Here is a 4,569-nt window from a genome sequence, read left to right on the forward strand (position 1 = left end):
GGCGGAAAGCGGCGGTGGGTGCGTCCGGCGCGACCCGGCGCCGACGGGGGGACGATGTGGTGATGGCTGGGACCGGCAGGACGGATTGCGGCTTGAAGCCGCCCCGGACGGGTGCGGGGAGGTAGGCGGTGGCGCTGCGTAATGATGTGAAGACGCGGTTTCGCGATCCGCATCCCCATCCCTCCGGCGCGCGACCTCCGGTCCTGCCGTCGCGTCTCGTCCCGCGGCATGTGGGCATCGTCATGGACGGCAACGGACGGTGGGCGAAGATGCGCGGGCTGGCGCGAACAAAAGGACACGAGGCCGGCGAGGACGCCCTGTTCGACTGCGTCGAGGGCGCAATCGAGCTCGGGGTCCGATGGTTGTCGGTGTTCGCCTTCTCCACGGAGAACTGGAAACGGTCACCGGACGAGGTGGCGTTCCTGATGCGCTTCACCGATGGGGTGTTCGGCCGGCGCATCGAGGACATGCACGCGCTCGGTGTGCGGGTTCGCTGGGCGGGTCGTCGTCCCCGGCTGTGGGGGAACGTGATCAGGCGGCTGGAGTCGTCCGAGGAACGTACCCGTGACAACGACCGGCTCACCTTGGTGATGTGCGTGAACTACGGCGGCCGGGCCGAGATCGCCGATGCCGCGGCGGCGATCGCCCGGGACGTGCGGGAGGGCCGGCTGCGCGTCGATCGGATCGATGAGGCGACCATCGGCCGTTACCTGGACGAGCCCGACATGCCCGATCTGGACCTCGTCATTCGGACTTCCGGGGAGCAGAGGCTCAGCAACTTCCTGCTCTGGCAGGCCGCCTATGCCGAGTTCTCGTTCGTCGAGACGCTCTGGCCGGACTTCGACCGGCGCGATCTGTGGTCCGCCTGTGAGGACTTCGCCCGACGGGACCGGCGCTACGGCGGAACCGTCGCCCATCACGTCTGATGCCCGGGCCCGACGTTCCGACCGGACGCGACGTTCCGACCGGACCCGACGCTTCCCCCGTGCCCGACTGGGCGGTGCCGACGGCCGGTGCTCCGGTCGTCGCCCAGATCGCCTTCGCCGTGCCTGGGGACGCCGTGCCTGGGGACGCCGTGCCGGGCGGTGCGGGGTTCGCCGCGGCGGCACGTCCGGCGCTCGACGCGCTCGCCCGGGCCCCGGGATTCCGTGGTGGGCGGATCGCCCAGGCGCTCGACGAACCCGGCTCGTGGCTGATGACCACCGAGTGGGACGGGCCGGGCGCGTGGCGTCGCGCGTTGTCCGCCTTCGAGGTGCGGTACGCGCTGACGCCGCTGCTCGTCTTCGCGGTTGACGGGCCTGGCACCTTCGAGGTGCTGGTGTCGGTGGACGGGCCGGGCGGCTCGGCGCGGACCCATCGGTCCGACCGTACGCCGGACGCCGACACCGCGGCCCCCGGCGAGCCGCCGCGCTCCGTCGGTGCGCCGGGCGCCGGCCGGCCGTGACCAACCGCGGGATTGTCGGTGGGTACCGGTAGCCTCGACCCAGCATCATGGAATCTACGATCTATGGATTGTGGATCTATGGTTTGCAGATCTATTGATCATGAATTTATGGATCATGGATTCGGAGTGTCGATGTCCTGTGGACAGTCCCCTCCCTGATCGCCTGACCGCTCTCTTCGGACACCGGTCGCCGGCGGACCGGTGTCCGGTCTCCGGAGCCGGGGTGTCCCGCCCCACTCGTGACCGCGACAGCGAAATGCCGAGGCTCGCTCGATGTTGACCATGCAGGACGCGCTGCTGGCGCTGACCCGTTACTGGACCGACCGCGGCTGCATGATCGTGCAGCCGTTCAACACCGAGGTCGGCGCCGGTACGCTCAACCCAGCCACGGTGCTGCGGGTGCTCGGACCGGAGCCGTGGCGGGTCGCGTACGTCGAACCTTCGGTCCGTCCCGACGACTCCCGCTACGGCCACAACCCGAACCGGCTGCAGACCCACACCCAGTTCCAGGTCATCCTCAAACCGGATCCGGGTAACCCCCAGGAGCTCTACCTGGGTAGCCTCGCGGCGCTCGGCATCGACACCGCCGCCCACGATGTCCGGTTCGTCGAGGACAACTGGGCCTCGCCCGCGTTCGGTGCCTGGGGTCTGGGCTGGGAGGTCTGGCTCGACGGCCTGGAGATCACCCAGTTCACCTACTTCCAGCAGGCCGGTGGCCAGACGCTCGACACCGTCAGCGTCGAGATCACCTATGGCGTGGAACGCATCCTCATGGCCCTGCAGGGCGTCCGCCACTTCAGCGAGATCGCTTACGCCCCCGGCATCTCCTACGGCGAGGTGTTCGGCCAGGCCGAGTACGAGATGTCCCGGTACTACCTCGACGACGCCGACATCGACACCGTGCGCCGGCTCTACGCCGACTACGCCGCCGAGGCCCGCCGGCTCATCGACGCCCGGCTGCCCGTCCCCGCGCACTCCTACGTGCTGAAGTGCTCGCACGCCTTCAACATCCTCGACTCCCGGGGCGCGGTCTCTACCACCGAGCGGGCCACCTCCTTCGCGCAGATGCGCGGACTGTCGCGGGAGGTCGCGACGCTGTGGCGGGACCGCCGCGAGGAGCTCGGCCATCCCCTCGGGGCGGCCTCCCCGCCACCGGCCGCGGTGCCCGCCGCGGTGACCACCCGGGCCGAGGCGCCGGCCACCCTGCTGTTCGAGATCGGGACGGAGGAGCTCCCGGCGGCCGAGGTGACCCGGACCATCGAGGCGGTGCGCGCCGGCCTCGTTGAGCGGCTGGCGGCCACCCGCCTCACGCACGGTGCGGTCCGGGTGCTGGGCACTCCCCGGCGCATCGTGGCGATCGTTGACGAGGTGGCGCCCCGGGAGTCGGACGTCGAGCGGGTCGTCCGCGGCCCGCGCGTCTCGGCCGCCTACGACGCCGCCGGCGCGCCGACGAAGGCCGCCGTCGGGTTCGCGCGTGGTCAGGGTACGGATCCCGCCGGCCTCCAGGTCGTCACCCACCGCGGTGTCGAGCATGTCGCGCTCGTGCGCACCGAGGCCGGCCGGGACGCCGCCCGGGTGCTGGCCGGGGTGCTCGGTGAGCTGGTGGCGGGGCTGCGCGCGGAGCGCAACATGCGCTGGAACGATCCGACCTTGTCGTTCAGCCGGCCGGTGCGCTGGCTGCTCGCCCTGCTCGGCGAGACCGTGGTGCCGGTGACGGTGTCGACGCTCGCGGCCGGTCGGACCACCCGCGGCCACCGGCGGGCCGGCTCCCCACCGCTCGACGTGCCGAGCGCGTCCGGCTACCCAGAACTGCTCGCTGCCCGGTCGATCCTGCTCGACCCGGTGGTTCGCCGCGAGCTCGTCGTCGGGGAGGCGGCCAAGCTCACCGCGGACTCCGGCGGTCACATCGACCTCGTCGCCGAGGCGGACGTGCTCACCGAGGTGGCGAACCTCGTCGAGTTCCCGTGCCCGATCCTCGGGTCCTTCGAGGAACGCTTTCTGGACCTGCCGGCGGAGATCCTCACCACCGTCATGCGCAAGCACCAGCGCTACCTGCCGGTGCGTGACGCCGCCGGGCGGCTGCTGCCGTCGTTCGTAGCCGTCGCCGATGGTAAGGTCGACCAAGCGCTGGTCCGCGCAGGCAACGAGGACGTCATCCGGGCCCGGTTCACCGACGCCGCCTTCTTCTACGACGCCGACATCACGGTGCCGCTCGAGACGTTCCGGGCGGAGCTCGCGAAGCTGACGTTCGAGCAGCGGCTCGGCTCCGTCGCGGACCGGGCCGACCGCATCGCGGCGCTGGCGCGTGACCTCGCCGAGGAGATCGACCTCGGTGAGGACGACCGGGCCACCTTGGGCCGGGCGGCCGCGCTCGCCAAGTTCGATCTGGCCACCCAGATGGTCATCGAGCTGTCGAGCCTCGCCGGCACGATGGCGCGGGAGTATGCCCGCCGGGCCGGTGAGCCCGAGGCAGTCGCCGTCGCCCTCTTTGAGATGGAGCTGCCCCGCCGGGCCGGTGACCAGCTGCCCGGTACCGCCCCCGGTGGCCTGCTGGCCCTCGCCGACCGGCTCGATCTGCTTGTCGGGCTGTTCGCGCTCGACGCGGCCCCCACGGGGAGTTCGGATCCGTTCGGGTTGCGCCGGGCCGCGCTCGGGGTCGCCGCGATCCTGGGCAGCCGGCCCGAGCTCGCCGGCCTCACCGTCACCGGCGCGCTGGCCCGCGCCGCCCGACTCACCCCGGTGCCGGTGTCCGCCGAGGCGCTCGAGGCCGCCGAGACGTTTGTCCGTGGCCGCTACGTCCAGCAACTACTCGATGCCGGGGTGGACCACCGCCTGGTCGGCGCGGTCGGGCCGCTCACCGGCACGCCGGCCCGCGCGGCCGCCACCTTGGTGACACTGCGGCAGCTCGTCCAGGGGGAGTCCGCACCCGCCGCCGGCTTCGCCGCCCTGGCCGCCGCGTTGCAGCGGGTCCGCCGGATTGTGCCGGCCGGGACCCCGGCGGTGCTCGACGCGCAGCGCCTCACCGAACCCGCCGAGATCGACCTGCTGGAGGTCGTGACAGCGCTCGCCCAGCGGCTCGCGTCCTCCGGTGCCGATTCGGCTGTCACCGCGGAGACGGCGGCCGG

At 72.0% G+C, this 4,569-nt stretch carries 3 protein-coding genes; all 3 read left to right on the forward strand.

Annotation, left to right across the window (positions count from 1 at the left end; genetic code table 11):
- Positions 1-128 precede the first annotated feature (128 nt).
- On the forward strand, positions 129-926 hold the full coding sequence (locus AC08ON_RS00840; protein WP_043590755.1) for an isoprenyl transferase: 798 nt from the start codon (positions 129-131) through the stop codon (positions 924-926).
- Positions 927-985: 59 nt separating this feature from the next.
- The gene (locus AC08ON_RS00845; RefSeq protein WP_476606123.1) at positions 986-1,444 is read left to right on the forward strand and encodes an antibiotic biosynthesis monooxygenase; all 459 of its coding nucleotides are present in this window, start codon (positions 986-988) and stop codon (positions 1,442-1,444) included.
- 273 nt (positions 1,445-1,717) lie between these two features.
- The coding region (locus AC08ON_RS00850) for a glycine--tRNA ligase (protein ID WP_476616287.1) at positions 1,718-4,569 on the forward strand (2,852 nt) is incomplete at its 3' end.

The sequence above is a fragment of the Frankia sp. CoWAU3 genome, assembly GCF_977971855.1.